The sequence below is a fragment of the Streptomyces sp. TSRI0107 genome (assembly GCF_001905845.1).
Taxonomy (GTDB): Bacteria; Actinomycetota; Actinomycetes; order Streptomycetales; family Streptomycetaceae; genus Streptomyces.
The window spans coordinates 676,474-699,772 of record NZ_LIVZ01000003.1 but is presented as its reverse complement, the minus strand read 5'-3'; the positions used below and the strand labels follow the sequence as shown (position 1 = coordinate 699,772).

Sequence of the window (23,299 nt, the reverse complement as noted above, 5' to 3'; positions counted from 1 at the left end):
ACAAGCACCAGGAGCGCCACCGTGAACGTCTCCCTCACCGTCTGGCTGCTGACCGTCGCGGCCCTCTGCGTCCTCATCGCCGTCGACTTCTTCATCGGCCGCAAGCCCCATGAGGTGTCGCTGCGGGAGGCCGGCACCTGGACGGTGGTGTGGGTCGTGCTGGCCTGTGCCTTCGGGATCGGGCTGGGCGTCTTCGGCGGCGCGCAACCGGCGGGGGAGTTCTTCGCCGGCTACGTCACCGAGAAGGCGCTCAGTGTCGACAACCTCTTCGTCTTCGTCCTGATCATGGCGAAGTTCGCGGTGCCGCCGCAGTACCAGCAGCGGGTGCTGATGGTCGGCGTACTGGTGGCGCTGGTGCTGCGGGCCGTCTTCATCGCCGTCGGCGCCGCGCTCATCTCCGCCTTCTCGTGGGTGTTCTACCTCTTCGGCGCCTTCCTGATCTGGACCGCCTGGAAGCTGATCCAGGACGCCCGAAAGGAGGAGCACGAGGAGGAGTACCAGGAGAACAAGCTGCTCAAGTTCGCCGAGCGGCGCTTCGGCGTGGCCGACCGGTACCACGGCACCAAGCTGTGGATCCGGCAGGACGGCAAGCGCGTCATGACGCCGATGCTGGTCGTGATGCTCGCCATCGGCTCCACCGACGTGCTGTTCGCCCTGGACTCGATCCCGGCGATCTACGGTCTCACCCAGGACTCGTACATCGTGTTCACCGCCAACGCCTTCGCCCTCATGGGGCTGCGGCAGCTGTACTTCCTCATCGGCGGCCTGCTGAAGAAGCTGGTCCACCTGACGTACGGCCTGTCGGTCATCCTCGGCTTCATCGGCGTCAAACTGGTGCTGCACGCCCTGCACGAGTCCGGGTTCCACGTCCCCGAGATCGGCATCCCCTTCTCCCTGGGCTTCATCGTGCTCGTGCTCGCGGTCACGACCGTCACCAGCCTGCGCGCGACCAGACGGCAGGAGGCGGAGGGGAAGGACGGCCAGGTCAGGTAGCGGGCGGTTCGGGGGCCGCCTGGGCGCGCATCATCACGCAGTCGAACTCGACCACCCGGCCCGTGGCCGCCTCCCGGGTCACCGGGTACATGCCGGTCACCTCGAAGCCGCCGGCCTCGTAGACGGCGATCGCCTCGCTCATCCGCGGGCTGCCCTCGTACAGCCGCAGCACGGCGACCTCCGACTGGAGCCCCACGAAGTCCGCGACGCGCTCCCCGGCGCCGGCGAACACCTCCAGGTCGTAGCCCTGGGTGTCCATCTTCAGATAGGGGCGCGGCTCCTCGATGCCGTCGAGCGCCTTCTCCATCACCCCGTCCAGCCGCCGGATCTCGATCTGCTCGGTGCGGGTCGTGGCGAACCGGCGGTAGCGGTCGCGGCCGTAGTCGCTGGGCGGCAGCAGCGAGTTCATGGTGTTCCAGCCGGTGTGGATGGTGCTGACCGTGTCCTCGCGGCCGAGTCCGCAGTGGTGGACGTGCCAGTTGGGGTCGTCGCGGGCGGCGTCCTTCAGCCGGGCGAAGGCGTCGGCGGTGGGTTCGAAGGAGACGATCCGGCCGGTGTAGCCGAGCCGGCGCAGCCGCCGGGCGTACTGTCCGGCGTTGGCGCCGACGTCGAAGACGCAGTTCACCCGGTACAGATCGAGCATCGCGGCCACGTGCTGGGTGCACAGGTACTCGGCGGCGGCCAGCTGCACCCGGCGTTCGTCCGCCATCGCCCGCCGGTCCAGCAGCAGCCGTGCGCCGGTGTCGCCGAGCCGCACGCCGGTCCACTTCCGGGCCTGCCGGTCCGCCGGCGCGGAGCGGTCCCGCACGACGACCCAGGTGTCCTTGCCGGCGTCCGTCACCGCGTACTGGCCGTTGTCCCGGGCCACCAGGTCCGCCCCCGGTCGCAGGGGGATCCGGGTGCGCCCGCCGCGCCGGGAGACCACCGCGGTCCCGGGGCCGAGGTCGATCACCTTCAGACCGAGCCGGGGCAGCAGGGTGAGCAGTCTTCTGTAGAGGGTCTGCATTGGGCCACCCTCGCAGAGATGGCGCGAACACGTCCCCGGATTGAACGATTTTCAACGATTGCGGGTACCGGGCGATCGCGGCTGTGGCCGGTCGCGGGTACGGCCGAGGGGGCCGGAGCGAACGCTCCGGCCCCCTCGGTGTGGCGCCGTGGGCCGTCAGGCAGCGGCGGTCGTGTGGCCGTGCAGCCGGGCGACGACCTCGGTGAGCTGCGCGGCGACCTCGGCGTCGTCGGCCGGGTGGGTGTCGGCGAAGCGCTGCGCGGAGCCGGGGATGGAGAGCTTGACGTCCTCCAGCACCGTGCCGCCCGCGACGCCCACGGACTTGCGGGTGTCGTCGTGCGCCCAGACACCGCCGTACTGGCCGAGCGCGGTACCGGCCACGGCGACGGCCTTGCCGACGATCGCCCCGGCGCCGTACGGGCGGGACAGCCAGTCGATGGCGTTCTTCAGCACGGCCGGCATGGTGCCGTTGTACTCGGGGGTGACGAGCAGCAGCGCGTCGGCGGCGGCCACGGCCTCCCGCAGTGCCACCGCGGCGGCCGGCACCGAGCCCTCGACGTCGATGTCCTCGTTGTAGAACGGGATCTCGGCCAGGCCCTCGAAGATCTGGACGTCGGCGCCCTCGGGAGCGTGCTTCACGGCCGCCTCGGCGAGCTGGCGGTTGTGCGAACCGGCGCGGAGGCTGCCGACGAGCGCGAGGATGCGAACGGACATGGGGTACTCCCGATGACTCAGTGAAAAGCGGTTGGGCGGGCGGGCCGGGGTCCATCCGGACCGGGGTCCGTTTATTTTGTAGCAGTTAACCGGACCGTGGTCCAGTTTCATTCCCGATGCTTTACGCTGTCTTCATGTCCGCCTCCCTGCCGCCCTTCCCGCCGCCCCAGGAGCCCGTCGCAGCGCCCGAGTTGCTGGAACTCGGCGGTCCCGGGCAGGACCCCTGCCTGCGCGCCGACGCCGCGCGCAACCGGGCCCGGCTGCTGGAGGCCGCGGGCCGGCTGATCGCGGAGCACGGCGCGGCCGGCGTCACCATGGAGGCGGTGGCCGCGGCCGCACAGGTGGGCAAGGGGACCGTCTTCCGGCGCTTCGGCGACCGCGTCGGCCTGCTGACCGCGCTGCTCGACCACTCCGAGCGCAAGTTCCAGGCCGCCTTCCTCAGCGGCCCCCCGCCGCTCGGCCCCGGCGCCCCGCCCATCGACCGCCTGAACGCGTTCGGCCACGCGACGCTGCGCCGCTCGGTCGAGGCACTCGAACTCCAGCTCGCGGCCGAGCCCGCCCATGACCGCCGCTTCACCGCCCCCGCGCGGCGCCTGCTGCGCGGGCACGTCCAGATGCTGCTGCGGCAGATCGTCCCCCACGCGGACTGCGAACTGCTCGCACTGACGCTGATGGGCTATCTCGACCCGGTCGCGGTCCACCACCTCACCAAGCAGTGCGGGATGCCCCTGAAGCGCCTGGAGGACGGCTGGACCGACCTGCTAGTCCGGGTCACGGGCGTCGAGCCGGCCGCGACCGACGGCCACTGACGCACGCACGAAGCGCGGGGCGTGCGCGGGGCGTGCTCGGCGGGAGCGGCACCCCCGCGGCACCCCCGCGGGGGTGCCGCTCCCGCCGCGCCGGGCTTCTGCCAAGATGCCGTCGTCATGGTGCAGATACCGAAAACGCCCGCGCCCGTGCGGCGCCCCGCGCCCACGAGCGCCGATGTGGCCCGGCTGGCCGGCGTCTCCCGGGCGACCGTCTCCTATGTCCTGAACAACACCAGCGCCGTACGGATCAGCGAGCCCACCCGGCGGCGGGTGCACGCGGCCGCGAAGGAACTCGGGTACGTACCGCACGCGGCGGCGCGCAGCCTGCGGGCCGGGCACAGCCGGATGGTCCTGATGCCCGCACCGGCCTTCCCGGTCGGACCGCTCTACAGCCAGTTCGTCAACGAACTGCAGTGGGCCCTCGGCCGCCTCGACTACACGGTCGTGCAGTACGGCAGCCTCGGCCTGACGGGTGACGAGGCCGCCCGCGCCTGGGCCGAGCTGCGGCCGGTCGCCGTCCTCGTACCGGGCTCCGAGCTGGGCGCCCAGGGCGTGGACCTGCTCAAGCGCTCCGGCGCCCGCGCCGTGGTGACGCTGGGGGCGGAGGCCGTCGAGGGCGCCCACGCCCTGCTCATGGACCACGCGGCGGTCGGCCGGGCGGCCGGCGCCCATCTGTACGCGCGCGGCCGGCGCCGGATCGGGGTCGTCGTCCCCGGGGAATCCGGCCTGGAGGTCTTCTCCCGGCCCCGGCTCGACGGCGTACGCCAGTCCGTTCGCGGCACCGACGCGACCGTGACCGAGCTGCCCCTCGCCTACGAGGAGGAGGCCGCGGCCCGGCTCGCCGCACGCTGGCGGGACCTCGGCCTCGACGGGGTGTTCGCGTACAACGACGAGTACGCCATGCTGCTCATGCGCGCGCTTCAGGACGAGGGTGTCGCGCTCCCGGACGACACGGCCGTGATCGGCGCCGACGACCTGATGATCGGGCGGTTGCTGCGGCCCCGGCTCAGCACCGTCCACATCGAACTGCCCTCGGGCCGCGACCTCGCGGAACTGGTCGACCGCGCGGTACGCGACCCGGGTGCGGAACTGGAGAGCCGGGAGGTGCTGGGAGCCGCGGTGGTGCACCGCGACTCCAGCTGATCAGGCGTCACATCGATATCGGAAACGCGATCGGGACCGGGACCGGGACCGGGATCGGGATCGGTTGAGAAGAGCCGGGCGCAGGGCGGGGCGTCACTGCCCGTCCTGCTCCGACCGGGCCTGCTGCTCGGCGACCGCCTTGCGGACCGCGTCCATGTCGAGCTTGCGGGCCTGCCCGATGACATCCGCCAGGGCCGCCTCGGGCAGCGCGCCGGGCTGGGCGAACACGGCCACCTGGTCGCGGACGATCATCAGCGTGGGAATCGACTGGATGCCGAAGGCCGCGGCCAGCTCCGGCTGCGCCTCGGTGTCCACCTTGCCGAACACCAGGTCCGGGTTCTCCTGAGCCGCCTTCTCGTAGACCGGCGCGAACTGCCGGCACGGACCGCACCAGGCCGCCCAGAAGTCGATCAGGACGAACTCGTTGTCCGTGACCGTCTGGTCGAAGTTGTCCTTGGTCAGCTCCACAGTGCCGCTCATGGCGTATCCCTCTTCCTGGTATGGGGGGCGATCCTGGTGCAGGGGCGAGCCGTTCGCACAACACCGCCGGACAGACAGGTATTCCGTGCGCGCACAGTCACGTATCCGCGCGCGTACCCCTGTGGCCCCGCCGCACACCAGCCACCAGACTGACCCCATGACGGAAACGGATTCCATCGCGTACGACGTCGTGGTCCTCGGTGCCGGGCCCGTGGGGGAGAACGTCGCCGACCGCACCCGCGCGGCCGGCCTCACCACCGCGGTCGTGGAGAGCGAGCTGGTCGGCGGCGAGTGTTCCTACTGGGCGTGCATGCCCAGCAAGGCCCTGCTGCGGCCGGTCATCGCCCGCGCGGACGCCCGCCGCGTCCCCGGTCTGCGCCAGCTGGTGCAGGGCCCCCTCGACGCGCCCGCGGTCCTCGCCCACCGCGACTACTACACCTCCCACTGGCAGGACGACGGCCAGGTCGGCTGGCTGGACGGCATCGGCGCCGACCTCTACCGCGGCCACGGCCGGCTCGCCGGACCCCGCACGGTGACGGTCACCGGACCCGACGGCACCCGGCACACCCTGACCGCCCGGCACGCCGTCGCCGTCTGCACCGGCAGCCGCGCCCAGCTGCCCGGACTCCCCGGGCTCGCCGACGTACGGCCCTGGACCAGCCGCGAGGCCACCAGCGCGAAGGCCGTTCCCGGACGGCTGATCGTGGTGGGCGGCGGCGTGGTCGCCACCGAGATGGCCACCGCCTGGCAGGCCCTCGGCTCCCGGGTGACCATGCTGGTGCGCGGCAAGGGCCTGCTCTCCCGCATGGAGCCGTTCGCCGGGGAACTGGTCGCCGAGGCGCTGGCCGAGGCCGGCACCGACGTGCGCACCGGCACCTCGGTGGAGTCGGTGAGCCGCGAGAACGGCACCGTGGTGGCGGTGACCGACGGCGGCGACCGGATCGAGGCCGACGAGATCCTGTTCGCCACCGGCCGCGCCCCGCGCACCGACGACCTCGGCCTCGACACGGTCGGCCTGGAGCCCGGCTCCTGGCTGCCCGTCGACGACAGCCTGCGCGTCACCGGCACGGACTGGCTGTACGCCGTCGGCGACGTCAACCACCGCGCGCTCCTCACCCACCAGGGCAAGTACCAGGCCCGGATCGCGGGCGCCGCCATCGCCGCGCGCGCCTCCGGAGCCTCCCCGCTGGAATCCGACGCGTGGGGCGCGCACGCCGCCACCGCTGACCACGCCGCCGTCCCCCAGGTCGTCTTCACCGACCCGGAGGCCGCCGCCGTCGGGCTCTCCCTCGCCGAGGCGGAACAGGCCGGACACCGCGTCCGCGCGGTCGACGTCGACCTCTCCTCGGTCGCCGGAGCCGGACTGTACGCCGACGGCTACCGCGGCCGGGCCCGCATGGTCGTCGACGTGGAGGACGAGATCCTGCGCGGGGTCACCTTCGTCGGCCCCGGCGTCGGCGAACTGATCCACTCGGCCACGATCGCCGTCGCCGGCCAGGTCCCGGTCAGCCGGCTGTGGCACGCGGTCCCGTCGTATCCGACGGTCAGCGAGGTGTGGCTGCGCCTGCTGGAGGCGTACCGGGACAGCTGATCAGCCGTCATCTGGCTTCTACGACCGGGGACTTACTTCGGCAAGCGGAATCCCAGCGCCCGCGCGGCCTCCTCGGGCGTCGGCTGGTTCCAGCGCTCGACCACCGCCTGGTTCGACGCCAGGGAGCGCGGCTCGGCGCGGTCGACGTAGAGCACGCCGTCGAGGTGGTCGGTCTCGTGCTGCACGATCCGCGCGGGCCAGCCCGAGAACACCTCGTCCACCGCGCGGCCGTGCTCGTCGGAACCCGTCAGCCGCACCCGCGCGGGCCGCGCCACCACCGCCTGCCAGCCTGGCACGCTCAGACAGCCCTCGAAGAACGCGGCCCGCGCCTCGCCGACCGGCTCGTACCCGGGGTTCACCAGCACCCGGAACGGCTGCGGCGTCCGCTCCCGCGCCCGCCGCACCTCCTCCGGCACCGGCGCCGGATCCTCGACGACCGCGATCCGCAGCGCCACCCCGACCTGCGGCGCGGCGAGCCCGACACCCGGCGCCGCGTGCATGGTGCGGCGCAACGCCGCCACGAAACGGGCCAGCAGCGCGGGATCCAGCTGCCCGTCGAACGGCTCGGCCGGCCGGCGCAGCACCGGATCCCCGGCCGCGACGATGGGCAACGGGCCGTCCGTGGCCAGAAGTTCCTCGACCTGCTCGGCAAGCGGCGGGCGATGAGCGGGAGTAGACATCCCGCCAGCATGCCACGCCCCACCGACACTGTGACCCAGGTCACTCGACTGCCGGGGAACTCGAGGCCGTCGCCCACCGACTACTGGACCACCACGGCCGAAACACCACCCTTCGGAGAACACCACCGATGACCACCGCTCCCTCGCCCCCCAAGGACGAGGCGTCCCGGTCGGCCCCGCCGGCCGCGCCGTCCAGAGGCTGGGCGCCGCTGCGCCCGCTGATCCTGCGCCTGCACTTCTACGCCGGCCTGCTCGTCGCCCCGTTCCTGCTCGTCGCCGCCGTCACCGGGCTGCTGTACGCCGGGTCCTTCCAGGCCGAGAAGATCGTGTACGCCGACGAGCTGACCGTCCCCGTCGGCGACGCCAAGCTGCCGATCTCCGAGCAGGTCGCCGCCGCCCGCGAGGCCCACCCCGAGGGCACGGTCACCGCCGTACGGCCCTCCCTGGAGGACGACGCCACCACCAGGGTGCTGCTCTCCGACGTCCCCGGCGTCGACCCCGACCACACGCTGGCCGTCTTCGTCGACCCGTACACCGCGAAGGTGGAGGGCGCGCTCGAACAGTACGGCTCGACCGGCGCGCTCCCGCTGCGCACGTGGATCGACGAACTCCACCGCGATCTGCACCTCGGCGAGACCGGCCGCCTCTACAGCGAACTGGCCGCGAGCTGGCTGTGGGTGATCGCGGCCGGCGGCCTGGCACTCTGGTTCTCCCGCCGCCGCACCCAGCGCAAGCTGCGCGGCACCAGCGGGCGCCGCCGCACCCTCGGACTGCACGGCACCGTCGGCGCCTGGGCCGCGGCCGGCTTCATCTTCCTCTCCGCGACCGGCCTGACCTGGTCGGCGTACGCCGGGGCCAACATCGACGAACTGCGCACCTCGCTCGGCGGCGCCACCCCGTCCGTCTCGGCGGCGGCCGGCGGCGACCACGGTGAGCACGGCGGCGCGGCCTCCTCCGGCACCGACCCGGCCGCGGCCGGCGTCGGGCTCGACAAGGTGCTCGCCGCTGCGCGTTCCAAGGGGCTGACCGACCCCGTGGAGATCCAGCCGCCCGCCGACGCCTCGTCCGCGTACGTCGTCAAGCAGGTGCAGCGCGGCTGGCCCACGAAGCAGGACTCCGTGGCGATCGACCCGGCCACCGGGGAGGTCCTGGACGTGCTGCGCTTCGCCGACTATCCGGTCCTGGCCAAGCTGACCCGCTGGGGGATCGACCTGCACTCCGGCTCCCTGTTCGGACTGGTCAACCAGATCGCCCTGATGCTGCTCGCGCTGTCCCTGATCGTCCTGATCCTGTGGGGTTACCGCATGTGGTGGCAGCGCGGCCGCGGCTCCGCCTTCGGCCGCCCCATCCCGCGCGGCGCCTGGGCGCAGGTGCCCCCGCAGATCCTCGTCCCGCTGCTGGCCGTCGTCGCCGTCGTCGGCTACTTCGTCCCGCTCCTCGGCATCCCGCTGGCCGCGTTCCTGGCCGTGGACATCGTCCTGGGGGAGGTGGCGCACCGGCGGGGACGGCGGACGTACGCGGCGAAGTAGCCGCGCGGTACCCCAGTGAGAAGGACGGGCCCGGCTCCGCAGGGGGGAGCCGGGCCCGTACGCGCAACTTCGGGGGTGCTCAGATCTGGTCGAAGTCACCCGCCAGCGCGGAGGCGATCCGCAGATGCGGCTCGGCCTCCTCCTGACGCCCCTGGCGCTGGAGGGTGCGGCCCAGCATCAGCCGGGCGTAGTGCTCGACAGGGTCGCGCTCCACGATGACCCGCAGCTCGGCCTCGGCGCGGCGCAGCTGGGCCGAGTGGTAGTAGGCGCGGGCCAGCAGCAGACGCGGAGCGGTCTGCTCCGGCTCCTCCTCGACGAGCCCGTCCAGGACGCGCGCGGCGGCGGCGTAGTCCTTGGCGTCGAAGAACATTCGCGCGCGCTCCCAGCGCTCCGCCTGCGTTCCGTGGTCGTAGTACGTGGTCTCCACTGGTGACCTCCTTCGCGCGCTACAACCACGCCAGATGGTTAAACATTCCACTACTTCATCCGGGCCAGTTCCGTGTTCGCCCGCTCCGTGATCAGGCTGAGCACCCGCCCGGCGGCGGCCAGGTCCTCCGTGGGGATGCCGGCGTAGACCCGGGCGGAGATCTCCCCGGTCTCGGCGGAGACCGTGGCGTACAGCGCGCGACCGGCCTCCGTGACGCGCACGGCGGACCCCTCGGGCTCGACCAGTGCCTTCGCGGCCAGCCCGTCCAGGGTGCGCTCGGCGTCCGCCGGGTCGGCCTTCAGGCTTCCGGTGACGTAGCCGACGACGGTCTCGCGGTCGACCAAGCCGTCGGCGACGGCGACCGCCCGCAGTGTCACCGACTCCTGGAAGTCGAGGTCGTGCCTGGCCAGGACGGTTTCCAGGACCGCGCGGGCGGCGTAGTGCGCCAGGGCGAGGGAGCGGCTGTCGGCGAGGGGTGCTGCGGTGGTGGTCATGACTGCTCCTGCTTGTTCTCGGCGTGGTCGGTGGATGGATCAAGCGGTGCGTCGAGCAGGGTGGTGAGATCGCGGGTGAACTCCCGGGCGCGTGCGCTGTCGATGCCGCCGAGGGGTTCCAGCAGCTGACGCAGCAGCCCCTGGACGACGTCGATCGCCTTGCGGGTGACGTCCCGCCCTTCGTCGGTGAGCGCCAGTTGCACGGCACGCGGGTCGCGCGGGTCCCGGGTGCGTTCGATGAGTCCGGCGGACTCCAGGGCGCGCGCCAGCTTCGAGACGTAGAGCGGTTCCAGTCCGGTGCGGTCGGCCAGCCGGCGCTGACTGGGGCGCTCGCCGGCGCGCTGCATGCCGTGCAGCGAGGCCACCAGCGAGTACTGCGCGTGTGTCAGCCCCAGCGGCGCCACCGCGCGGTCGACCGCCACGCGCCACTTCATGGACAGCCGCCAGACCAGGAAACCGGGCGTGGGGCCCTCGGATGCCGTACTCATGACGAATACAGTACATGGCGACTATAGTCATGGCTACTATTTTCTGGACTGGGTGCCGGACTGGGTGCACGGGCACCCCGGCCGCGCACGAGGGGCTGACAGGAGGGACAAGGGACTGCCGGGACGACGCCCGCAGGGCTAGTTTGTCCGCCATGAGCAATCTCGATCGGGAAGCCGTCCCCGCCGTCTGCGGCGGCCGCGGATTCGTGGTGGCGGAACCCGTACGCGAACTCCTCAGCCCGCGCCGCGTCCGGCTCGGCGAGTCGACCGAGGTCCGCCGGCTGCTGCCCAACCTGGGCCGCCGGATGGTCGGCGCGTGGTGCTTCGTCGATCACTACGGACCCGACGACATCGCCGACGAGCCCGGCATGCAGGTGCCGCCCCACCCGCACATGGGGCTGCAGACCGTCAGCTGGCTGCACCAGGGCGAGGTCCTGCACCGCGACTCGACCGGCAGCCTGCAGACGATCCGGCCGCGCGAACTGGGCCTGATGACCTCCGGCCGCGCCATCAGCCACTCCGAGGAGAGCCCCCGCTCACACGCCCGCTTCCTGCACGGAGCCCAGCTCTGGGTCGCCCTCCCGGACGCCCACCGCCACACGGACCCGCACTTCGAACACCACGCGGACCTTCCGGTGGTCACGGCACCCGGCCTGACGGCCACCCTGATCCTCGGCGACCTCGACGGCGCGACCTCGCCCGGCACCGCGTACACCCCGATCGTCGGCGCCGACCTCACCCTCACCCGCGGCACGGACGTACGCCTGCCGCTGGAGCCGGACTTCGAGTACGCGGTCCTCTCCATGTCCGGCGAGGCCCACGTCGACGGCGTCCCCGTCCTCCCCGGCTCCATGCTCTACCTCGGCTGCGGCCGCACCGAACTCCCGCTGCGCGCCGAGTCGGACGCCGGCCTGATGCTGCTGGGCGGCGAGCCGTTCGAGGAGGAACTGATCATGTTCTGGAACTGGATCGGCCGGTCGCAGGAGGAGATCGCGCAGGCGCGGCGGGACTGGACGGAAGGGTCACGATTCGGAGAGGTGAGGGGGTACAACGGGGATCCTCTGCCTGCTCCCGAGCTACCGGCGACTCCGCTGAAGCTGCGGGGAAGGGCGCGTTGACCTCCACAAATGGTGGTTGGGTGGATGACGGTGGACGCCCCGTCGTTGTGCGCCGGCTCCTTGTGTCCCACCGCGTCTGCGAAGGAAGCTTGGCATGCTGCTAGCCCGCTGCGCTGCGCTGCGCCTTTCCACGATGTGTCAGTGTGTGGGTGGCTGTGGCAGGACACTTGCTAACCCTTTGGTCACTCTACTGACGCGTGCTCAGATAGTTGGCAGGGGTTCGTGTCGAGGCGGCCGGTGGGACGGAGGGCGATGCACATTGGACAGCCACCGGGCGAGCACGGGCTTGATGGGTGACTGAACCCACCCGGATAGCCAAACTCGGTGCTCCCCCCTGTCGTCCTGTCGGAATCTGACAGATGCACGGTCGAAGCGGTGAGCTCTCTTGGCGCGCAGCCACTTGGAGGGCGACGCTGTGCCGGGGCTACCCGTCGCTTCTTCGTCTGCTGGTTGTCTCGTAACAGCCGAAGGGGTCCCACATGAACACCTTCGACCACAAGGTGGTCGAGGGCTTCATCCGGTCCATGGAACGCAACGGGGTGGGCCTGGCCGCGCAGGCGAATGCGTTCGACAAGCTCAAGGCGATCCTGCTGGACGCCAACCGGCTGGGACCGTTCGACGACAACCCGGTCGCCGGCATCAAGCCGCCGCAGTACGACCCCAGGCGGGTGGTGATCCCCTCGCCCGCGCAGCTGCACCAGATACGCACCGCCGGGGACGACAGCTTCCTGCTGGTCGCCGACCTGATGAGCGGCTGCGGCATGCGCAACGGTGAGGCGTTCGCGGTCAACCTCAACAACATCGTCGCCGACGACGTCTACCGCATCACCGAGCAGGTCAACCGCACCACCTGCCAGTACGAACGCCTCAAGCACCGCAAGCCGGGCGAGTACCGGGACGTGCCTCTGCCCGCCCGGGTGCGGCAGACGATCGAGTGGTACGCCGGCAAGCACGGCACCGTCGACGGCTACCTGCTGCGTCACCCGAGCGACCCGTCCCGCACGTTCCCGCACTACCACATCGCCAATCAGTGGCAGCGGATCAAGAAGGCCGGCGAGATCGACATCCCCGACGGGATGGTCGTCTACGGCCTGCGCCACTTCTTCGCCTCCAACTGCCTCACCCACAACATCCCCATCACCGACGTCGCAGAGTGGATGGGTCACAAGACCATCGAGATCACCTTCAAGATCTACCGCCACCTCATGCCCGGCTCCATCAGCAAGGCCGCCAAGATCCTCAACCTCGACCTCGCCGCATGACGCTCAACCACGTGGCCGGAGATCACAGCGCCGCAGCCCGCCGTGCCCTCGGTGGAGTCCTGCTCCTCCAGCGCGGAGCAGGCCCCACCGGGCACGGTGCGGCTGCCAGCAGCCAAGCAGCCGGGGCCGGGGCTGCAGTCAGCCGCAGACGTCGGCACAGGCGGGCGGCCGACGGGTGTGGACAGGTCCTCGTGAACTCAAAGGGCAGAAGATTTGGGCCCTGCAGCGACCGTGTGTCTCTCAGCCGGCTGCCGCGCGCGCATCGCGAACAGAAGCAGTCCCGCTGCCGCGAACATTGCACCAGTAGCGACATAGAGGGTCAGCGGTGTCCAACCGACGTCCAGGAGCCGTCCCGCCGCGGAAGGGGCGATGATGGCACCCACCCGGCCCACACTGATGGCCGCGCCCACACCGGTTGCGCGCAGGTGGGGCGCATAGTTGCTGGGAGTGAGGGCGTAGAGGCCGGCGATGCATCCGTTGACGGCGACTCCGATGATTGCGCCGGTGCCGAAGGCGAGCGCGAGCGTGTCGGTGGAGGTCGCGAATACCGCGATCAGGGCCGCTGCCGCGAAGAGGTAGGTGCGCAGCACGCCGAGGAGCGCGTACTGGGCGGCCAGTGCGCCCAGGAGCGCGGTGCCGAAGATCCCGCCCAGGTTGAGCAGTGTGCCACCGGTCAGGCCCTGGCTCGACGACATCCCGGCTTCCACCAGCAACGTCGGAGTCCAGCTGGTGACGAAGTAGAAGGCCGCCATCACGAGGAAGAACGTGCCCCACAGCAGCAGAGTGGGCCGTCGAAGTTCTGGTGTCAGGAGGTCGCGGAGCGCGGCTGACGCGTGCCTCTCCGTGGCGGAGTCGGTGATCGAGGCCAGCTCGGGCTTGAGCATGCGGCGGGCCAGTGAGTTGATTCGGCGCAGGGCGTCGGCCGGCTTCCGCGCGAGGAGGAAGTCGAGGGATTCCGGCAAGAGCCAGTATGCGAGCGGGGTGACGGCCAGGGTCGCCAGTCCGCCTGCAAGGAACACCGACCGCCAGCCGAAGTGGTCGATGAGCGCCACCGATGACAGGCCGCCAATCGTCGCACCCACGGCATACCCTGTGGAGTTGAGGCTGACGGCCAGGCCGCGCCAGCGGCGGGAGGCGAACTCGCCGGCGATGACGTTGCTGCAGGCGAGGACCGCACCGATGCCTATGCCGGTGACGAGGCGCAGTACTGCGAGCTGCTGCCAGTTCTGGCTGGCGGAGGACACGATCATGCCGCCCGCCGCGGCGGTCAGGCCGGCGAGAATGACCGGCCTCCTGCCGACCCGGTCGCCCCATGGAGCGACGAACAGTGCGCCCAGGGCCATCCCCGCCAAGCCGCTGCTGAGCAGCAGTCCGAGGGCGCCTGAGTCCAGGTGCCACTCCCCGGAGACCGACTTTCCTGTGAAGGACATGACCAGGACGTCAAATCCGTCGAGGGTGTTGAGGAGCACGCACACGGCGATCGCACTCCATTGGAAGCGGCTCATGGGCCCCTCCTCCAGGGCCTCTCTGAGGCGGGCGCTCACCGTGTGGCCCGCTGAGAGATGAAGGGCAAGCAGTGTTCGTACATGGCAGCACTCCGTTGTCGACTGCATGGTTCCGTGCGAGCCCTGGAGACTCACGTCTCTCGTCGGTTCGCAGGGCAGTCATGGTGCGAGTGGCGGCAGCGGCCGGACAGAGGCCTTTCCAGATGCCGGGAAAGGAGTTGTTGCCCGCGGGTGCCCGCTAGGAGGCGGGTGGGTGAAGGGCTCCTGAGATGGCCCGGCCACTGGAGCGGACCAGCCCGGCCAGCTTGCCGACGGGCACGGATCCATGCCGGACGACGACGGACACGGCCGCCACCACCTCGCCGCTCGCGTCTTTGACGGGAGCGGCGACGGAGAGTGTGTCGGTGGACAGCTGTCGGTCGCTCACCGCGTACCCGCAGGCACGGATCTGGGCCAGTACTCGCCTGAGCGACCCGCTGTCCGTCAGAGTGAACTCGGTGTGTGCCGGGACGGGCCGCCCCAATACGGCATCCTGGACCGGCGTCGGCGCGTGCGCGAGCAGCATCAGTCCGGCGCCGGTCGCCGTGATCGGCAGCCGTCCTCCCACGCGAGTGAGCGTGGGCACGGCCCCGCGGGCGGCGATGCGTTCGACGAAGACGACCTCCGCATCGTCCCTGACGGCCAGCTGTACGTTCTCACGAGTGCGTGCGGAGAGATCCTCCATGTGAGCCAGTGCGCGCTCTCGGAGGCCCTGACTGCGGGGAGCGAGGGAGCCGACCTCCCATAGTCGCAGACCGACGCGGTAGCGTCCTTGAGGGTCGCGTTCGAGGGCGCCCCAGGCGACGAGATCCGTGAGCATGCGGTGGACGGTGGACACCGGCATGTGTGTCCTGCGAGCCAGTTCGCTCAGTGTCAGGAGCGTGTGCTGAGCGGTGAAGGCTTCAAGTATGCGCAGTGCACGGCCGAGCACCGGACCTGTGCTGCCGGCGATCCGGGCGGCTTCCTGCCCGTGCCGGCACCCGGCTCTCGACACGGTTTGTGTGCGGTCGTGAGTCAAGGCGTGACTCCCTTGGTCGACCCGTGGCCGTCCTCACCCGTTGTCGGGCTTCGATGCGACTTCCATCGAGGCGATGCGGCGGAGGATGCTGATGGCCAGGTCCCGTTCGTCTGCGGGCAGTGCGGCGAGAAGTTGCTCGTTGATTTCCTCCGCCGGCGCGATCAGGGACTCCAGCAGGTCGGCTCCCTGGTCGGTGAGACTCAGCAGAGTGCGCCGACGGTCTTCCTCGTCCCGCACCTGAGCGACGTAACCCTGGTCGGTGAGACGGCGGAGCATGTGGTTGACCGTCGAGCGGTCCAGTGAGGTGACACGGGCGAGGGTGCGCTGGTCGACGCCGGGCTCGCGGCTGAGGGCGTTGAGGACGGCGAACTGCTGGGATGTGATTTCCCGGGATACGTGCTGCGCCCAGAGGGCGGTGTGCACCTGTTCCGCGCGCCGGATGAGGTGTCCGACGTAGTTGTGCAGTTCCAGTGCGCGCGCCACAGTGTTCCGTCCGTTTGTCGCCGAGGTGGTGCCGGTGCAGGAAGCCGGCCGACTCGCCTGGAGTCTACGAGCCGGTGGCACCACCTCGCCTTCGACGACCGCGTCAGCGGCTACGGTGTCCGGGACTCCGCTCGTACGGCTTGGAGCGGGAGCCGTCGACCCCCACCTCAAGACGGCCGACCTTCTCGATCTCCAGCACGACGCGGTCCCCGTGGCTCAGTGGACCGACACCGGCCGGCGTACCGGTGGCGATCACGTCGCCCGGGTGCAGGGTCATGACCGAGGAGGTGTACGCGATCAGCTCGCGGACACCGAAAATGAGATCGGCCGTATTGGTGCGCTGCCGGGTGACACCGGCCACGTCGCAACGCAGATCGAGGGAGTCCGGGTCGGGGATTTCGTCGGCGGTCACGATCCACGGGCCGAGGGGGGTGAAGGTGTCGAAGGACTTACGGGTGGAGCGATCCTCGCCCGAGCGGACGGTGATGTCCAGTACGCAGGTGTAGCCGAAGACATGATCCAGCGCGTCGTCTGCGCTGACGTGTGAAGCGGTGCGCCCGATGACGACGCCCAGCTCGCCTTCCTGGTCGGTGCGCTTGTCGCTGTAGGGGAGGACGATGTCCTGGCCCGGTCCGATGACCGAGGAGTTCGCCTTGAGGAAGACTCCGAGGTCGGCGACCGACGTCGTGTACTCCATCTCGGCCTTGTGGTCGAGGTAGTTGACCGGCGCGCCGACGATCTTGCCCGGACGGGGCAGCGGGGCCTGCAGAGCCGCTTCGGCGAGCGGGACGCGTGCGCAGCCGGTGAGGTCGACCTGCGGTGCTCCGCCGAGGACGGCGGTCTCGATGTGCCGGTGCAGCGCGCCCGCCGCACCGGGGTTCTCGGTCCCCGGGAACTGTTCGGTCACGTCGACGACGTAGTCACCGTCGACGATGCCGAGCCGCCCCTTGTTGAACAGGGCCAGGCGCATCAGGGCCTCCTTGTGAGGTGTCAGTCGAGTGGTTGGTCAGACGCCCGGGTCGGCGTCTTCCGTGCGGTAGAGGCCGAGGGAGCGCATGACGGGTTCGTCGCTGTAGGAGAACAGGACCGCTTCGTTCGAGGCGGAGGAGTTGACGTGCCGGTAGGACGCCCAGCCGGGGACGGCGAAGGTGTCGTGCTCTGACCACTCCAGCCGTTCGCCGTCGACGATCGTGGCTCCCTCGCCGCGGACGACGCTGAAGATGGTGGAAGCTGTGTGGCGGCGGCCGGCCCCCTGGAAGCCGGGCCGCAGACGCTGGATGCGGCAGCCGATGGTGGGCATGACCGGGCCGCCCGTCCAGGGGTTGGTGTACTCCAGGACGATGCCGTCCACGTCGCTGCCTTCGGCCGTGTCGGCGACGGCATCCAGGGCCCGCTGGGTTTCCGCCCAGGTGTACCGGGTGACGGGGGAGTTGGGTCCGTCCTGGGTGAGCCAGGCGGGAGTCAGCCGGCCGTGCAGGAACTGCCTGCTGCCCGCGTCGTCGGGGCGGGTGACGGGCTGGAGGCGTTGCGGGTACTGCTCGTAGAAACCGGCCTCGAGAGCGTTGACCAGCGGGTAGTCGAGTGCGTCGAGCCAGATCATCGGCGCATCGCCCTCGTGCGTGTGGTCGTGCCAGTGCCAGCCCGGGGTGAGCAGCAGGTCGCCCGGGGACATGAAGACGCGTTCGCCGTTGACGGTCGTCCACGCGCCGTCGCCTTCGAGGATGAAGCGGAAGGCGTTGGAGGTATGGCGGTGGGCCTGCGCCGTCTCGCCGGGCAGGATGATCTGCAGGCCCGCGTAGAGGGTATTGACGGTTGCCGGGGGATCGGTCAGGCCCGGGTTGACCAGCATCAGCACCCGGCGCTCGGCCTCGTCGAGGGAGAGCGTCTTGGAGAAGTGCAGCAGGTGCGGACGCAGTTCGCGCCAACTCCAGCGGTAGGGCACGGCGCGGCTCTTGGGCTGGGAGGGGAACAGGTTGCCGTAGAAGCGCCACAGAGGCGCGGCACCGAGTCCTTCCAGTGCCTTGTAGGCCAGATCGTCGGTCGTCGTCATGGGGGTCCTCCTGTGGTCGCTGGGTCAGGGGGCGGTCGTGCCGGCTGGGGTCGGGACGGGAGCAGGGGTCCACACCCACGAGATGTCGTCGAAATCCTCGGGCGAGCGAGAGGCGAGGAGCATGTTGCGCAGGGTGGCTCCCATGCCTTCCAGGTGGCAGATGTCGCCGAAACGGCGGGCGTTGGTCTGGATGCGCGCGGCGCGTTCGCGTCGCAGCTCGGCGTACGCGGTGAACGCATCGGCCGGGTCGGAGAAGCGACCGACGGCATGTCCCAGTGCCACGGCGTCCTCCAGCGCCTGGCAGGCACCCTGCGCGAGGTACTGCAGCATCGGGTGGGCGGCGTCGCCGAGCAGGGTGATGCGGCCGTGTACCCAGTTGTCGACGGGCAGGCGGTCGTAGAGGGGCCAGCGCCGGTCGCGTGAGACGAGGGGCAGGGCGTCGCGGACGGCCTGGCAGGCTCCGGCGAAGCGTTCCTCCAGCTCGGCCTCGGTGCCCCAGTCGTCGGAGTCCGGCGCGTAGCTGTCGCTCTCGAAGACCGCCACCTGGTTGTACAGCTCACCGCGCCGCACCGGGTACTGCACCAGATGCATGCGCGGGCCCGCCCACACCATCACGGCCTCCGACGCGGCGTGCTGCGACATACGGCCGGACATCCGCTCGGCGGGCAGGGCGCCGCGGAACGCCACATAGCGCGAACACACCGGGTCACCATCGCCCACCAGCGCCTGGCGCAGCTTGGAGTGGAGGCCGTCCGCGGCCACGACCGCGTCGGCGGTCAGGACCTCCACCGGTTCGGCGAAGTGCAGGCGCACCGCCGAGGCGTCCTGCTCCGCGTGCGTGACGGTGTGACCGGTGCGCAGTGTCACAGCCGGGTGCTCCCGGCAGGCTGCCAGGAGGGCGGCATGCAGATCCGTACGGTGGGTGACCAGGTACGGGTGCTTGAAGCGCTCCTTGTATGCCGTGCTGCGGAGATCAATCGCGGTGATCTGATCGCCGGTCAGGGCGTCCATCATCACCAGCTGCGGCGGGGCGACCGCGGTGCTCTGTACCTCGGCGAGCACGCCCAGTTCTTCCAGGGCCAGTGAGGCGTTGGGAGCGAGCTGAAGTCCGGCACCGATTTCGCCGAACTGTGCGGCTCGTTCCACAAGGGTCACCTCATGGCCAGCGCGGGCGATGGCCAGGGCCGCGGCCAGCCCGCCGATACCACCGCCGACGACGGCGATGTGGTGAGGAGTGGTGGTCACGGGCATGGGGCCTCCTTGGGGCGGCAGGGGAGGGAACCGAAGGAACGGAGGCAGCCGGGCATGACGCTCCGAAAAAGATCCGTACATCAATCATTGGTGTACGGATCATATTGGGAGTGTGTTGCCTTGCTGTCAACGGTGTGGCGAGAAGCGGACGCCGCCGTTAAGCGGCGATTCGGCATGCGGGGTCAGCAGGCGGCTGTGAGGGCGTTCAGATGCACGGGCGCGTCTGTGCGGGAGGTGATGTCCTGAACGGTCACTCCCGGAGCGGTCTCGACGAGAGCGAGGCCGTCGTCGGTGACATCGAGCACGCCGAGGTCGGTGATGACGCGGTGCACGCAGCGTTCGCCGGTCAGGGGCAGGGTGCACTCGGTGAGGATCTTGGGGCTGCCGTCCTTGGCGGTGTGTTCCATGAGGACGATGACGCGGCGGGCGCCGTGGACGAGGTCCATGGCGCCGCCCATGCCTTTGATCATTTTCCCGGGGATCATCCAGTTGGCCAGGTCGCCGGCCGCCGAGACCTGCATGGCGCCGAGGACGGCGGTGTCGATGTGGCCGCCGCGAATCATGCCGAAGGAGAGCGCGGAGTCGAAGAAGCTCGCGCCGGGCAGCACGGTGACGGTTTCCTTGCCGGCGTTGATCAGGTCGGGGTCGACCTCCGCCTCGGTGGGGTAGGGGCCGGTGCCGAGGATGCCGTTCTCGGAGTGCAGCACCACGTTGACGCCGGGCGGGAGGTGGCCGGGGATCAGGGTGGGCAGGCCGATGCCGAGGTTGACGTAGGAGCCGTCGGTGAGTTCGGCGGCGGCGCGGGCGGCCATCTGGTCGCGGGTCCAGCTCATGCGCGTTCGGTCCTTTTCTCGATCTGCTTGTCGGTGGCCTGCTCGGAGGTGAGGGGGACGACGCGTTGTACGTAGATGCCGGGCAGGTGGACCTCGTCCGGGTCGAGTTCACCGGGTTCGACCAGTTCCTCGACCTCGGCGATCGTCACCTTGCCCGCCATCGCGGCCAGGGGATTGAAGTTGGCGGCTGCCTTGCGGAAGCACAGGTTGCCGTGGCGGTCGCCGCGCCAGGCCCGGACGAGGGCGTAGTCAGTCGTGATGCCGCGCTCCAGGACGTGGGCGCTGCCGTCGAAGGTGCGCGTCTCCTTGGGCGGCGAGGCGATCGCCACCGAGCCGTCGGCGGCATACCGCCAGGGCAGGCCGCCGTTGGCGACCTGGGTGCCGACGCCGGCCGGGGTGTAGAAGGCGGGGATGCCCGCGCCGCCCGCCCGCAGCCGTTCGGCGAGCGTGCCCTGCGGCACCAGCTCGACCTCCAGCTCGCCGGACAGGTACTGGCGGGCGAACTCCTTGTTCTCGCCCACGTAGGAGCCGGTCACCCGGGCGATGCGGCCCGCGGAGAGCAGCACGCCCAGCCCGCGGCCGTCGACGCCGCAGTTGTTGGAGACCACCTTCAGGCCGCCGGCTCCCTGCTCGTACAGGGCGCGGATCAGGATTTCGGGGACGCCGCTGAGGCCGAATCCGCCGACGGCCAGTGAGGCGCCGACGGGGATGTCGGCCACCGCTTCGGCGGCGCTGCCGATGACTTTGTCCACGGTGTGCGTGTTCCTTTCGAGGAGCGATGTCAGGGGCAGGCGCCGGGCAGGACGGTCGACCAGCCGCCGTCGACGACGAGGTTGGCGCCGGTGATGTACGACGCCTGGTCCGAGGCGAGGAAGACAGCCGCGTTCACCACGTCGTCGGGTGTGCCGGTGCGGCCGAGGGGGATGTGCCGGGCGATCGAGCGCATCGGGTGGTCCTCGGCGAGGAGGTTGGCGCGGGAGCCGTCCGTGTCGATCATTCCGGGGCTGACGCAGTTGGCGCGGATGCCGTATGGGGCACCCTCTGCGGCCAGCTGTCGGGTCAGCGCGATCACGCCGCCCTTGGACGCGGAGTGGGCCGTGCGCCGGTTGGTGAGCGAGCCGGTGAGCCCGGCGGTGGAACCGATGGTGAGGACGCAGCCGCGGCGGGCGACCAGGTGCCGCCAGGCAGCCTGAACGGTCAGCCACACGGAGTCGAGTTCGGCGCGCAGGGTGTAGGTGAAGCTCTCGTAGGGCTGGCTGTCGATCGCCCCGAAGCGGACGGCCCCGGCGTTGGCGTAGACGATGTCGATGCCGCCGAACGCGTCCGCGGCCTCCTTCACCCAGGAGCGGACCGAGTCCTCGTCGGTGACGTCGAGAGGTCCGGGAGTCAGGGCGGTGCTGCCCTCGCGGGCGATGACCCGCTGGGTCTCCACGGCCTCCTCGTGCAGCAGATCGCCGCCGACGACGAGGGCGCCCTCGGCGGCGAAGCGGAGGGCCGCCGCCCGGCCCTGGCCACGGGCGGTGCCGGAGATCAGGGCAACCTTGCCCTCCAAGCGCTTCATCCGCCGGACTCCGGGCCGGGCAGGGCGTCCGAGACGGACTTGACGCCGCCGTGCGCGGTGAGGCCGCCGTCCACGGGGATCTCCGCTCCGGTGATGAACGACGACTCGTCCGACAGCAGGAAGACGACCAGCGGGGCGACCTCGCCGACGGTCCCGGTGCGGCCGAGCGGGGTCTCCCGGATGTTGGCCTCGCGGAAGGCCGGCGCGGCGGAGGCGGTCATCTCCGTCTCGATGTAGCCGGGGTGGATCGTGTTGACGCGGATGCCGCGCGGGCCGAGTTCCAGGGCGGCCGTCTTCGACAGGCCGCGCAGCGCCCACTTGCTGGTCGTGTAGGCGACCGGGTAATGCGCGGTCAGGGCGGCCGAGGAACCGACGTTCACGATGGAGGCGCCGGGCGGCATGAGCGGGGCGAGGTGCTGGATGCCGAGGAGCGGGCCGGTGACGTTGACGGCGTGGACGCGCGCCATGTCCTCGGGGCGTACGTCCCCGATCCGCGCGCGCCAGGTGATGCCCGCGTTGTTGACCAGGCCGTGCACCCGCCCGTACGACTCCCGCAGTTCGGCGGCGAGCGCGGCCCACTCCGTCTCGCTGGTCACGTCGAGGCGGCGGCAACCGTCCGCGGCCTCGATGTCGGTGGCGACGACGCGGGCGCCCTCCCGGGTGAGGGCCGCGGCCTCGTTCGCACCCTGGCCGCGGGCCGCGCCCGTGACGACGACGACCTTGCCCAGGAGCCTCTTGGGATGCAGGTCGCTCACGGCCGCTCCCGGGACCGGCGCCGGCCGGTCGGCAGGGGCACGGGTTCCGCGCCGGGCACGATGGTGGTGGTGAGCGTGCCGAGGCCCTCGACGGTGAGGGTGACGGTGTCGCCGGGCTCGAGCGGCGGCGGGGTCTGCTCGCCGCTGAGGCCCCAGAGTTCGGCGAGGCAGCCGCCGTTGCCGCAGGTGCCCGAGCCCAGGACGTCACCGGGCACGACCCGGGTGCCACGGGAGGCGTAGGCCACCATCTCCTCGAAGGTCCAGCTCATGTTGGACAGCAGATCGCGGCCGACGACCTCGCCGTTGACCTCGGCGGTCAGCGCCAGGCGCAGGAAGCCGTCCGGGTCCCGGTACGGCTCCAGTTCGTCGGCGGTGACCAGGCACGGGCCGAGCGTGGTCGCGGTGTCCTTGCCCTTGCACGGGCCGAGGCCGACCCTCATCTCCGCGGACTGCAGATCCCTGGCCGACCAGTCGTTGAACACGGTGTAGCCGACGATGTGGTCCCTGGCCTGCTCGGGGGTGAGGTCGCGGCCCTCCCTGCCGACGACGGCGGCCACCTCCAGTTCGAAGTCCAGGACCGTTGAGCCGGGCGGCATCGGGATGTCGTCGCCCGGGCCGTAGATGGCGTGCGGGTTGGTGAAGTAGAAGGTCGGCGCCGCGTACCACTGCTCGGGCACGCCGCCCGTGCCCTCCACCGATCTGCGTACGCCCTCGACGTGCTCCTCGAAGGTCACGAAGTCCCGCACCGAGGCGGGCTGGAGGGGTGGCAGCAAACGGATCTCGGAGACATGCGGGCCTGGAGGGACGTCGAGGGCCGCCGCGCCGGCGGCGAGCAGCCCGGTCAGGCCGCCGGTCTGCTGAAGCAGCGCGGTGAGCGAGGTGACGCCGGGCAGCGGATACAGGGTGCCGTCGTCCTCCAGGACGGCCACCCGATAGCGGTGGTGGTGCTCGTAGGCGGCGAAGCGCATGGCGGGCTCCTGGTGAGGGAGAGGTCGGGCGAGGGGGGCCGTGACTCACGGTGGGGTGGTGGTCCGCCGCCCGAGCGTGGCCCGAGGGCACGGCAGCCCTGA

At 70.9% G+C, this 23,299-nt stretch carries 25 protein-coding genes; 7 read left to right on the top strand and 18 right to left on the bottom strand.

Features of this window, described 5'->3' with window-relative positions; genetic code table 11:
• The first annotated feature begins 21 nt into the window (after positions 1-21).
• Entirely contained in the window at positions 22-993 is a 972-nt protein-coding gene (locus tag AMK31_RS10095) for a TerC family protein (protein WP_073940050.1), read from the top strand.
• Here the strand turns inward: AMK31_RS10095 and AMK31_RS10090 are convergent.
• Both AMK31_RS10090 and AMK31_RS10085 read right to left on the bottom strand, forming a co-directional pair.
• The gene (locus tag AMK31_RS10090) at positions 986-1,999 is read right to left on the bottom strand and encodes an FkbM family methyltransferase (RefSeq protein WP_073940049.1); all 1,014 of its coding nucleotides are present in this window, start codon (positions 1,997-1,999) and stop codon (positions 986-988) included. The two genes, AMK31_RS10095 and AMK31_RS10090, sit on opposite strands and share 8 nt — an antisense overlap.
• Positions 2,000-2,155: 156 nt before the next feature.
• Positions 2,156-2,713, bottom strand: coding sequence for an NAD(P)H-dependent oxidoreductase (locus tag AMK31_RS10085; protein ID WP_073940048.1), 558 nt, complete (start codon positions 2,711-2,713; stop codon positions 2,156-2,158).
• A gap of 116 nt (positions 2,714-2,829) precedes the next feature.
• Here AMK31_RS10085 and AMK31_RS10080 point away from each other — a divergent pair, with 116 nt between their 5' ends.
• On the top strand, positions 2,830-3,522 hold the full coding sequence (locus AMK31_RS10080) for a TetR/AcrR family transcriptional regulator (protein ID WP_073940047.1): 693 nt from the start codon (positions 2,830-2,832) through the stop codon (positions 3,520-3,522).
• 117 nt (positions 3,523-3,639) lie between these two features.
• Positions 3,640-4,665, top strand: a complete 1,026-nt coding sequence (locus tag AMK31_RS10075) for a LacI family DNA-binding transcriptional regulator (protein WP_073940046.1) — start codon at positions 3,640-3,642, stop codon at positions 4,663-4,665.
• Positions 4,666-4,758: 93 nt separating this feature from the next.
• Here AMK31_RS10075 and trxA read toward each other — a convergent pair whose 3' ends face one another.
• Entirely contained in the window at positions 4,759-5,145 is a 387-nt protein-coding gene (trxA, locus tag AMK31_RS10070) for a thioredoxin (RefSeq protein WP_073940045.1), read from the bottom strand.
• A gap of 157 nt (positions 5,146-5,302) precedes the next feature.
• On the opposite strand from trxA, the gene AMK31_RS10065 reads away from it, so the two are divergent.
• Positions 5,303-6,736, top strand: a complete 1,434-nt coding sequence (locus AMK31_RS10065) for a dihydrolipoyl dehydrogenase family protein (protein WP_073940044.1) — start codon at positions 5,303-5,305, stop codon at positions 6,734-6,736.
• Between the two features lie 32 nt (positions 6,737-6,768).
• Here the strand turns inward: AMK31_RS10065 and AMK31_RS10060 are convergent, their stop codons facing one another.
• Positions 6,769-7,416, bottom strand: coding sequence for a peptide deformylase (locus tag AMK31_RS10060; RefSeq protein WP_073940043.1), 648 nt, complete (start codon positions 7,414-7,416; stop codon positions 6,769-6,771).
• Between the two features lie 128 nt (positions 7,417-7,544).
• Between AMK31_RS10060 and AMK31_RS10055 the strand changes: the two genes are divergently transcribed.
• Entirely contained in the window at positions 7,545-8,945 is a 1,401-nt protein-coding gene (locus AMK31_RS10055; protein WP_073940042.1) for a PepSY-associated TM helix domain-containing protein, read from the top strand.
• Between the two features lie 79 nt (positions 8,946-9,024).
• Here AMK31_RS10055 and AMK31_RS10050 read toward each other — a convergent pair whose 3' ends face one another.
• The 3 genes from AMK31_RS10050 to AMK31_RS10040 are packed head-to-tail and all read right to left on the bottom strand — an operon-like array spanning position 9,025 to position 10,354.
• Positions 9,025-9,372 carry a tetratricopeptide repeat protein gene (locus AMK31_RS10050; protein ID WP_073940041.1) on the bottom strand — a complete coding sequence of 116 codons (348 nt, stop codon included), beginning with the start codon at positions 9,370-9,372 and terminating at the stop codon, positions 9,025-9,027.
• A 50-nt stretch (positions 9,373-9,422) separates the two neighbouring features.
• On the bottom strand, positions 9,423-9,866 hold the full coding sequence (locus AMK31_RS10045) for a MarR family transcriptional regulator (protein ID WP_073940040.1): 444 nt from the start codon (positions 9,864-9,866) through the stop codon (positions 9,423-9,425).
• The gene (locus tag AMK31_RS10040; RefSeq protein ID WP_073940039.1) at positions 9,863-10,354 is read right to left on the bottom strand and encodes a MarR family winged helix-turn-helix transcriptional regulator; all 492 of its coding nucleotides are present in this window, start codon (positions 10,352-10,354) and stop codon (positions 9,863-9,865) included. The genes AMK31_RS10045 and AMK31_RS10040 overlap by 4 nt, the downstream gene beginning before the upstream one ends.
• Before the next feature lie 152 nt (positions 10,355-10,506).
• On the opposite strand from AMK31_RS10040, the gene AMK31_RS10035 reads away from it, so the two are divergent.
• Together AMK31_RS10035 and AMK31_RS10030 are read left to right on the top strand one after the other, a co-directional pair.
• Complete coding sequence (locus AMK31_RS10035) at positions 10,507-11,472, top strand: pirin family protein (RefSeq protein ID WP_073940038.1); 966 nt, start codon at positions 10,507-10,509, stop codon at positions 11,470-11,472.
• 479 nt (positions 11,473-11,951) lie between these two features.
• Positions 11,952-12,734: a tyrosine-type recombinase/integrase gene (locus AMK31_RS10030; RefSeq protein ID WP_241842602.1), complete on the top strand. Its 783-nt coding sequence runs from the start codon at positions 11,952-11,954 to the stop codon at positions 12,732-12,734.
• Between the two features lie 197 nt (positions 12,735-12,931).
• Here AMK31_RS10030 and AMK31_RS10025 read toward each other — a convergent pair whose 3' ends face one another.
• The 11 genes from AMK31_RS10025 to AMK31_RS09975 all read right to left on the bottom strand — a co-directional run bounded on the left by AMK31_RS10025 (position 12,932) and on the right by AMK31_RS09975 (position 23,197).
• Positions 12,932-14,239, bottom strand: a complete 1,308-nt coding sequence (locus AMK31_RS10025) for an MFS transporter (protein ID WP_198948452.1) — start codon at positions 14,237-14,239, stop codon at positions 12,932-12,934.
• A gap of 238 nt (positions 14,240-14,477) precedes the next feature.
• The gene (locus tag AMK31_RS10020) at positions 14,478-15,209 is read right to left on the bottom strand and encodes an IclR family transcriptional regulator (protein WP_073940037.1); all 732 of its coding nucleotides are present in this window, start codon (positions 15,207-15,209) and stop codon (positions 14,478-14,480) included.
• Between the two features lie 120 nt (positions 15,210-15,329).
• Positions 15,330-15,779 carry a MarR family winged helix-turn-helix transcriptional regulator gene (locus AMK31_RS10015; protein WP_073940036.1) on the bottom strand — a complete coding sequence of 150 codons (450 nt, stop codon included), beginning with the start codon at positions 15,777-15,779 and terminating at the stop codon, positions 15,330-15,332.
• A 103-nt stretch (positions 15,780-15,882) separates the two neighbouring features.
• Complete coding sequence (locus AMK31_RS10010) at positions 15,883-16,749, bottom strand: fumarylacetoacetate hydrolase family protein (protein ID WP_073940035.1); 867 nt, start codon at positions 16,747-16,749, stop codon at positions 15,883-15,885.
• A 36-nt stretch (positions 16,750-16,785) separates the two neighbouring features.
• Positions 16,786-17,829, bottom strand: coding sequence for a cupin domain-containing protein (locus tag AMK31_RS10005; RefSeq protein WP_073940034.1), 1,044 nt, complete (start codon positions 17,827-17,829; stop codon positions 16,786-16,788).
• Positions 17,830-17,853: 24 nt separating this feature from the next.
• Positions 17,854-19,080, bottom strand: coding sequence for an FAD-dependent monooxygenase (locus AMK31_RS10000; RefSeq protein WP_073940033.1), 1,227 nt, complete (start codon positions 19,078-19,080; stop codon positions 17,854-17,856).
• Between the two features lie 182 nt (positions 19,081-19,262).
• On the bottom strand, positions 19,263-19,913 hold the full coding sequence (locus AMK31_RS09995) for a CoA transferase subunit B (protein WP_073940032.1): 651 nt from the start codon (positions 19,911-19,913) through the stop codon (positions 19,263-19,265).
• On the bottom strand, positions 19,910-20,665 hold the full coding sequence (locus AMK31_RS09990) for a CoA transferase subunit A (RefSeq protein WP_073940031.1): 756 nt from the start codon (positions 20,663-20,665) through the stop codon (positions 19,910-19,912). The genes AMK31_RS09995 and AMK31_RS09990 overlap by 4 nt, the downstream gene beginning before the upstream one ends.
• Before the next feature lie 29 nt (positions 20,666-20,694).
• A complete protein-coding gene (locus AMK31_RS09985) occupies positions 20,695-21,474 on the bottom strand; it encodes an SDR family NAD(P)-dependent oxidoreductase (RefSeq protein ID WP_073940030.1) in 780 nt (259 codons plus the stop codon).
• Positions 21,471-22,229, bottom strand: coding sequence for an SDR family NAD(P)-dependent oxidoreductase (locus AMK31_RS09980; RefSeq protein ID WP_073940029.1), 759 nt, complete (start codon positions 22,227-22,229; stop codon positions 21,471-21,473). The genes AMK31_RS09985 and AMK31_RS09980 overlap by 4 nt, the downstream gene beginning before the upstream one ends.
• Positions 22,226-23,197, bottom strand: coding sequence for a fumarylacetoacetate hydrolase family protein (locus AMK31_RS09975; RefSeq protein ID WP_073940028.1), 972 nt, complete (start codon positions 23,195-23,197; stop codon positions 22,226-22,228). The genes AMK31_RS09980 and AMK31_RS09975 overlap by 4 nt, the downstream gene beginning before the upstream one ends.
• Between the last annotated feature and the right edge of the window lie 102 nt (positions 23,198-23,299).

Coding starts and splice junctions, on each gene's coding strand:
- AMK31_RS09975 (WP_073940028.1), bottom strand. CDS start 23,197: ATGCGCTTCGCCGCCTACGAGCACCACCACCGCTATCGGGTGGCCGTC.
- AMK31_RS10075 (WP_073940046.1), top strand. CDS start 3,640: ATGGTGCAGATACCGAAAACGCCCGCGCCCGTGCGGCGCCCCGCGCCC.
- AMK31_RS10040 (WP_073940039.1), bottom strand. CDS start 10,354: ATGAGTACGGCATCCGAGGGCCCCACGCCCGGTTTCCTGGTCTGGCGG.
- AMK31_RS10080 (WP_073940047.1), top strand. CDS start 2,830: ATGCTTTACGCTGTCTTCATGTCCGCCTCCCTGCCGCCCTTCCCGCCG.
- AMK31_RS10090 (WP_073940049.1), bottom strand. CDS start 1,999: ATGCAGACCCTCTACAGAAGACTGCTCACCCTGCTGCCCCGGCTCGGT.
- AMK31_RS10035 (WP_073940038.1), top strand. CDS start 10,507: ATGAGCAATCTCGATCGGGAAGCCGTCCCCGCCGTCTGCGGCGGCCGC.
- AMK31_RS10055 (WP_073940042.1), top strand. CDS start 7,545: ATGACCACCGCTCCCTCGCCCCCCAAGGACGAGGCGTCCCGGTCGGCC.
- AMK31_RS10060 (WP_073940043.1), bottom strand. CDS start 7,416: ATGTCTACTCCCGCTCATCGCCCGCCGCTTGCCGAGCAGGTCGAGGAA.
- trxA (WP_073940045.1), bottom strand. CDS start 5,145: ATGAGCGGCACTGTGGAGCTGACCAAGGACAACTTCGACCAGACGGTC.
- AMK31_RS10025 (WP_198948452.1), bottom strand. CDS start 14,239: ATGAGCCGCTTCCAATGGAGTGCGATCGCCGTGTGCGTGCTCCTCAAC.
- AMK31_RS10005 (WP_073940034.1), bottom strand. CDS start 17,829: ATGACGACGACCGACGATCTGGCCTACAAGGCACTGGAAGGACTCGGT.
- AMK31_RS10010 (WP_073940035.1), bottom strand. CDS start 16,749: ATGCGCCTGGCCCTGTTCAACAAGGGGCGGCTCGGCATCGTCGACGGT.
- AMK31_RS10065 (WP_073940044.1), top strand. CDS start 5,303: ATGACGGAAACGGATTCCATCGCGTACGACGTCGTGGTCCTCGGTGCC.
- AMK31_RS09985 (WP_073940030.1), bottom strand. CDS start 21,474: ATGAAGCGCTTGGAGGGCAAGGTTGCCCTGATCTCCGGCACCGCCCGT.
- AMK31_RS10045 (WP_073940040.1), bottom strand. CDS start 9,866: ATGACCACCACCGCAGCACCCCTCGCCGACAGCCGCTCCCTCGCCCTG.
- AMK31_RS10000 (WP_073940033.1), bottom strand. CDS start 19,080: ATGCCCGTGACCACCACTCCTCACCACATCGCCGTCGTCGGCGGTGGT.
- AMK31_RS10085 (WP_073940048.1), bottom strand. CDS start 2,713: ATGTCCGTTCGCATCCTCGCGCTCGTCGGCAGCCTCCGCGCCGGTTCG.
- AMK31_RS10030 (WP_241842602.1), top strand. CDS start 11,952: ATGAACACCTTCGACCACAAGGTGGTCGAGGGCTTCATCCGGTCCATG.
- AMK31_RS09995 (WP_073940032.1), bottom strand. CDS start 19,913: ATGAGCTGGACCCGCGACCAGATGGCCGCCCGCGCCGCCGCCGAACTC.